Origin of the sequence: Methyloceanibacter sp. (genome assembly GCF_035650995.1) — a bacterium.
Taxonomy (GTDB): Bacteria; Pseudomonadota; Alphaproteobacteria; order Rhizobiales; family Methyloligellaceae; genus Methyloceanibacter.
On the sequence record NZ_DASRGO010000092.1, the window covers coordinates 1 to 6416 of the forward strand.

Below are 6416 nucleotides of genomic sequence, written 5' to 3' on the forward strand. Positions count from 1 at the left end.
AAGACTTGGCTGGCGGCGGGTCAAGGACAACCCACGGCGCAAAAGAAGCCGCCCGTCTTTTGCGGACGGGCGGCAAGGCTCGCAGTCTTGGGTGGTGGGTTGGGCTTATTTGAAGGCGACCGGCATGGGAGCGGGCTGAGCGCCGCAGCAGCCGAATTTCCAGCGCACGCCGAGCATCACGTCGTTGGAGGTAATGTTGTTGATGTTGAGGCTCTTGTACGAGCTCGAATTGTCGAAGGCGGTCACCCGGCCGCTGCTCGCGTCGCCGAGATCGGTGTAGCGATAGGACAGATCGAGCGTGAGCGAGGGCGTCACGTCGTAGGCCAAGCCGCCATAGACGCCCCAGGCGAAGTTCGTCTGGGTGTTGTTGGCGGCGTAGAACACGCTGTTGTTGGGGACGTTGACGTCCTTCAGCCCGTTGACCGAGATCGAGGCGAAGCCGACGCCGCCGCCGACATAGGGCGTGATGCAGTGCCAGGTGCCGAGATCGATATAGCCGTTGAACAAGCCGACCCAGCTCTGGATGTCGGCGGTGTATTCGTTGGTGCCGGGATTGAAAGCGCCGGGCACATCAAGGTCAACGCGGTTGAAGCCGTCGCTGCCGGGATAGCGGTCCTGGGCGAAGAAGCTCGCATCCCCGCGATATTCGCCGGTCACATCGAAGCGAAACCACTTGTTGAGTTGGTAGCCGATGCCGACGCCGAACAGCGGCGTGCTCTTGATATCGTTGTGGAAGACCTGGAAGTCGTTGGTCTGGAAAAGCTCGCTGGAAATGTCGTCGACATGCGGATTGGCGGCGCCGACAAAGCCCTTCAAGTACCACGGGCTGTCGCATCCGACGCATGGCGGAGGCGGCGGGGGCGGCGGAAGGCCGAGATCTGCTGCGGCGGCTCCTCCTATTTGGCCCAGGAGCAGGGCAAGTCCGATGATGATTGAGCGAGTCTGTCCCATCTCTGTCCCCTCTTGACTGCAGCCCTCTGCACGAGATGGGCTGTTTCATTTCGGGACTATGGGAGGGGAATAGTTAACGGCCTCCTAACCGCTGTTGCGGTTCGGGATGGCCTGTGGCGCGAACGGCACAGGTGGCTCAAGCGATTGAATTCGCAGAGCTTAGACAGAGGCCAATGTCGTCACGCGGCCGCGTCAGTGAGCGCGTGGACGATGTCGGAAACCACGGTCTTGATCAGCCGCTCGTCGTCTCCTTCGGCCATGACGCGAATCACGGGCTCGGTGCCCGAGGGCCGGATCACGAGGCGCCCCGACTTGCCGAGCTTGGTCTTGCCCGCGGTGATCGCCCTCTGCACGCCGACATTGTCGAGCGGCGCTCCGCCGTTCTTGTAGCGCACGTTCTTCAAGACCTGCGGCAGGGGCTCGAAACGATTGCAGATCTCGCTCACCGGCTTGCCGCTTTGCGCCACTACGGCGAGCAGCTGGAGCGCGGTGACGAGCCCATCGCCCGTGGTCGAAAAGTCCGACAGCACGATGTGGCCCGACTGCTCGCCGCCAACATTGTAGCCGTGCTGGCGCATGTGCTCGACCACGTAGCGGTCGCCGACCGGCGTGCGCGCCAAGCCGAGCCCAAGCCCCTCGAGGTACCGCTCGAGCCCGAGATTTGACATCACCGTGGCGACGATGCCGCCGCCGGCGAGCCGCCCGCGGCGAAGCCACGACTCGGCGATGACCGCCATGAGCTGGTCCCCGTCGATCATGCGGCCCTTTTCGTCGACGATCACCACGCGGTCGGCGTCGCCGTCGAGCGCGATGCCAATATCGGCGCGCACCTCGTTGACCTTGCGGATCAAGTCCTCGGGCGCGGTCGAGCCGCAATCCTTGTTGATGTTGAGGCCGTTCGGATCGACGCCGATCTTGATCACTTCGGCCCCGAGCTCCCACAGTGCCTCGGGCGCGACCTTGTAGGCGGCACCGTTGGCGCAATCGATCACCGCCCTGATGCCGTCGAAGCGGATGTTCTTGGGCAGCGTTCGCTTGGCGAACTCGATATAGCGCTCGCGCGCGCTGTCGATGCGGGTTGCCCGGCCGATCTTCTCGGGCGCGGCGAGCAGCTCCGCCATGTCGCCGCCCATCAGCTCCTCGATCTCTTCTTCCTTCTCGTCGGACAGCTTATAGCCGTCGGGACCGAACAGCTTGATGCCGTTGTCGACGAAGGGATTGTGCGAGGCCGAGATCATCACGCCGAGATCGGCCCTAAGTGAGCGCGTCAGCATGGCGACGGCGGGCGTCGGCATCGGCCCGAGCTGGAACACGTCCATGCCGACGGCGGTGAAGCCTGACACCAGCGCAGACTCGATCATGTAGCCGGACAGCCGCGTGTCCTTGCCGATCACCACGCGGTGGCGGTAGGACCCGTTGGTAAAGAGCTTGCCGGCCGCCATGCCAACCTTGAGCGCGACCTCGGATGTCATCGGGAAGGAGTTCGCGCTGCCACGGATGCCATCCGTGCCGAAATATTTGCGAGCCATGGCCGTAGTCCCCCGGTCGAGTCCCCGTTCAGGCGCCGCTTGCCCGTTTTGCTGCTTATCGCGCCGCACCAAATTATGCTCCTGCTCCAGCCGCCTGGAGTTCAAAAAATGTAAGCGAAGATTACACCCTGAGGAGTAACTGCGACTTTATGAAATGCCGTTAATTTTCAGTACCTAGCATGCTGGCACGGAACACGTCGAGGGCCTGGCGGGCACGCGCGACATCGTGCACGCGGAAGAGCTGGGCACCCTGCGCCGCAGCGGCAATAGCCACCGCCTGCGACCCCGGCTCGCGGGATACCGGCGCCTCCCCGCCCGAGATCCCTTTGATGAAGCGTTTGCGCGAGGCTCCGATCAGGAGCGGCACGCCGAGCCCGTGGAACAGGCTGGTATGGGCGATCAGCGCGAGGTTATGGGCGAGCGTCTTGCCGAAGCCGAGACCCGGATCGGCCGCGATCCGCGCGCGCGGGATGCCCGCCGCCTCAAGCGCCTCGATGCGGCGCTCGAGATAGTCGTAGACCTCGAGCACCACGTCGGCATAGGTTGGGTTGTCCTGCATGGTCTTGGGCTCGCCTTGCGCATGCATGAGCACGAGGCTCATCCCGGTCTCGGCCGCGACGCTGAGGCTATCAGGGTCGAAGGTCAGCGCCGACACGTCATTGAAGATCTTGGCGCCCGCCTTGGCCCCGGCGCACGCAACCGAGGCTTTTCGCGTGTCGATCGAGAGCGTGGCGCGGAAGCCTTTGAGCCCTTCGAGCACGGGCATCACTCGCGCCAGCTCGTCCTGCTCGCCGACGCCGTCGGAGCCGGGCCGCGTCGACTCTCCGCCGATGTCGACGATCGCGGCGCCTGCTTGCGCTAGATCGGCGGCATGCTCAATCGCTTCTTCGGTGGTGTCGTAGAGCCCGCCGTCCGAGAAGCTGTCGGGCGTGACGTTGACGATGCCCATAAGCAGAGGCCTGTCGAGGTCGAGCCCCGCGAACGGAGGCCGCTTGGCGGTGACGCGTTCGACGAGCGCAGCAAGAAAGGCGTCGCGCGTGCATTCCTGCCGAAGCTGCGCCACCGTAACGGTCCGGCGTACCGACCTTCCCGGCACGCCCTCGATCAGTTCGGCAAGGGTGAAAGCGGCCGGCCCGCCGGCAAGCGGCAACGCCGAGCCGCTTGCGACCGCCGCCTCGGCAGCCGCTCCATAGAGAAACCCGAGCGGCCTGAGATAGACCTTCGCTTCTGCCATTGCTCAGGTTAGCTCGCTCTTGGAGACTCTGAACACGCCCTTGATCCGGAGTGGATTACAAACGCAGACTTGGCAGTGGGTTTTCGCTCGGAACCCGGCGTTCGGATAGATCGGCTTTCCCTCGATGAAGATGCCACGAACGGTATCGATCGGTTCTTGGCCAGCTTGCTCACGGATCTTGTGCAGCTGGGAGATCACCGCGCAATCGAGCTTGCGCAGAAGTTCGTCTGGCCCACCTTGGTTGCTTGGGAAGGGTGTGCCCGCCTTTCTGTAAAGTTCTAACAGGGCCGCATGAGCGGCCTTTGCCTGCTTGATCCCGGCCTCAGATGCCAGATCAAGACAAAGACCAAGCTCAATTACCGCACCGACCACAGCCGGAGTTCGGACCTTCGCAGGATCACGCCCGCGGACCTCCCGTGCGAACGAAAGTGCTCGTTTTGGATTAGCCTCCCAGAAATAGATACCGGGACCCAACCAATCGTAGTCGTTCTCACTTTTTCTGAAGGGCTCGCCTTCGATCAAACGCTTGGCGACTTTGGCGTCGCAGCCATGATAGCCAAGGATAAAGCTGGTGGCTAACCGATGCACATCAGGCGTAGCGCTTGGTCAAGCGCCCGCTTCGTGTCACCATCCCCATTTCGCGAAGAGCTTTCAGCGCCGCTTTCTTGCTCCTCGTATTCTTCTTTGTGTAAGCGCGCGCGGCCTCTTCGAATTCAGCAACGTCCTTCGGGCGCGACAGGAAGCGACCGGTCGTCGTGGATCGAACTACCGAGCCGGTCGAGGCCACCCTCGACTTGGTTCCGCTACCCTTGGCCATGAATCACCTTACCTAGGCCCAACAGCCTAGCAAGCAATCTATTTGAGGGGAATAGAGCATCAGCCTAAGTCGCGGGCTTTGGCTCCATGCCTCCGGTGTCGGGCTCGGGCGGCGCCTTCTTGCCGCGGCCGGCGGCGGGAACCGCCGAGGCCGGCCCCGGCCGCGCCACAGGCTCGGCGGTAAATTCGCGCACCGGCGGCTTGCCCTTGAGCAAGTCCTTGATCTCGTCGCCCGACAGCGTCTCGTATTCGAGCAGCCCACGCGCGACCGTATGCAGATCGTCGAGATGGGTGGTGATGATCTTGCGCGCACTCTCGTAGGCCTCATCGACCAGGCGATGAATCTCCTCGTCGACGACGGTCTGCGTCTCGTCGGAGAGGTTCTGCTGCCGCGCGATGGTGTGGCCGAGGAACACTTCTTCCTCGTTGTCGCCGTAGGCAAGCGGGCCGAGCTTGTCGCTCATGCCGTATTGCGTGACCATGGCGCGGGCGAGCATCGTCGCCATCTTGATGTCCGACGAGGCGCCGGAGGTCACCTTGTCGTAGCCGAACACGACTTCCTCGGCCACGCGACCGCCCATGGCCACGGTGATGTCGGCCTTGAGCTTGGCGCGGGTGTAGGACAGCATGTCGCGCTCGGGCAGCCGCATGACCATACCGAGCGCGCGGCCGCGCGGGATGATGGTTGCTTTGTGCACCGGGTCCGACGCCGGCATGTGCAGCGCGACGAGCGCGTGCCCGCCCTCGTGATAGGCGGTCAGCGTCTTCTCCTCGTCGGTCATCACCATGGAGCGGCGCTCGGCGCCCATCAGCACCTTGTCCTTGGCGTCCTCGAACTCGAGCTGGGTGACGAGGCGCTTCGATCTCCGCGCGGCAAGTAGAGCCGCCTCGTTGACGAGGTTGGCGAGGTCCGCGCCGGAGAAGCCGGGCGTGCCGCGGGCAATGACGCGGAGATCCACGTCGGGCGCGAGCGGCACTTTCCGCACATGCACCTTGAGGATCTTCTCACGGCCGATGATGTCGGGACGCGGCACCACGACCTGGCGGTCGAAGCGTCCTGGCCTGAGCAGCGCCGGATCGAGCACGTCGGGCCGGTTGGTCGCGGCGATCAGGATGATGCCCTCGTTCGCCTCGAAACCGTCCATCTCGACGAGCAGCTGGTTCAGCGTCTGCTCGCGCTCGTCGTTGCCGCCGCCCAGCCCCGCGCCGCGATGGCGGCCGACGGCGTCGATCTCATCGATGAAGATGATGCAGGGCGCGTTCTTCTTGGCCTGGTCGAACATGTCGCGCACGCGGGACGCGCCGACGCCCACGAACATCTCGACGAAGTCCGAGCCCGAGATGGTGAAGAAGGGAACGTTCGCTTCGCCGGCAATGGCGCGCGCGAGCAGCGTCTTGCCGGTGCCGGGAGGCCCGACCAGCAGAGCGCCGCGCGGGATGCGCCCGCCGAGCTTCTGAAACTTCTGCGGATCCCGCAGGAACTCGACGATCTCTTGCAGGTCTTCCTTGGCCTCGTCGACGCCCGCCACATCGTCGAAGGTCACGCGGCCATGCCGCTCGGTGAGAAGCTTCGCCTTCGACTTGCCGAAGCCCATGGCGCGCCCGCCGCCCGACTGCATCTGCCGCATGAAGAAGATCCACACGGCGATGAGGAGCAGCATGGGGAACCACGACACCAGCACGCCGAGCAGCGACGGCACGTCGTCCTCGGACGGCTTGGCGGTGATCTTCACGCCCTTCTGATTGAGCTTGTCGACCAGGTTCGGATCGTTCGGGGCATAGGTCTGGAAGTTACGCCCGTCGGTGAAGTGCCCGGTGATCTGGTTGCCGGCGATGGTCACGTCCTGGACGTTGCCGCTCTCCACCTCCGAGAGGAGCTGCGAGAA

The 6416-nt window shown here is 64.0% G+C and carries 6 protein-coding genes; all 6 read right to left on the bottom strand.

Going from position 1 to position 6416, the window contains the following annotated elements:
* Positions 1-105: 105 nt before the first annotated feature.
* Entirely contained in the window at positions 106-951 is an 846-nt protein-coding gene (locus VFB18_RS07360; RefSeq protein WP_324972936.1) for an outer membrane protein, read from the bottom strand.
* 179 nt (positions 952-1130) lie between these two features.
* Complete coding sequence (glmM, locus tag VFB18_RS07365) at positions 1131-2480, bottom strand: phosphoglucosamine mutase (protein ID WP_324972939.1); 1350 nt, start codon at positions 2478-2480, stop codon at positions 1131-1133.
* A gap of 160 nt (positions 2481-2640) precedes the next feature.
* Positions 2641-3714, bottom strand: coding sequence for a dihydropteroate synthase (gene folP, locus VFB18_RS07370; RefSeq protein WP_324972942.1), 1074 nt, complete (start codon positions 3712-3714; stop codon positions 2641-2643).
* Between the two features lie 3 nt (positions 3715-3717).
* Complete coding sequence (locus VFB18_RS07375) at positions 3718-4302, bottom strand: hypothetical protein (RefSeq protein WP_324972947.1); 585 nt, start codon at positions 4300-4302, stop codon at positions 3718-3720.
* A gap of 1 nt (position 4303) precedes the next feature.
* Positions 4304-4531 carry a hypothetical protein gene (locus VFB18_RS07380; protein WP_324972949.1) on the bottom strand — a complete coding sequence of 76 codons (228 nt, stop codon included), beginning with the start codon at positions 4529-4531 and terminating at the stop codon, positions 4304-4306.
* Between the two features lie 64 nt (positions 4532-4595).
* The coding region (gene ftsH / locus VFB18_RS07385; protein ID WP_324972952.1) for an ATP-dependent zinc metalloprotease FtsH at positions 4596-6416 on the bottom strand (1821 nt) is incomplete at its 5' end.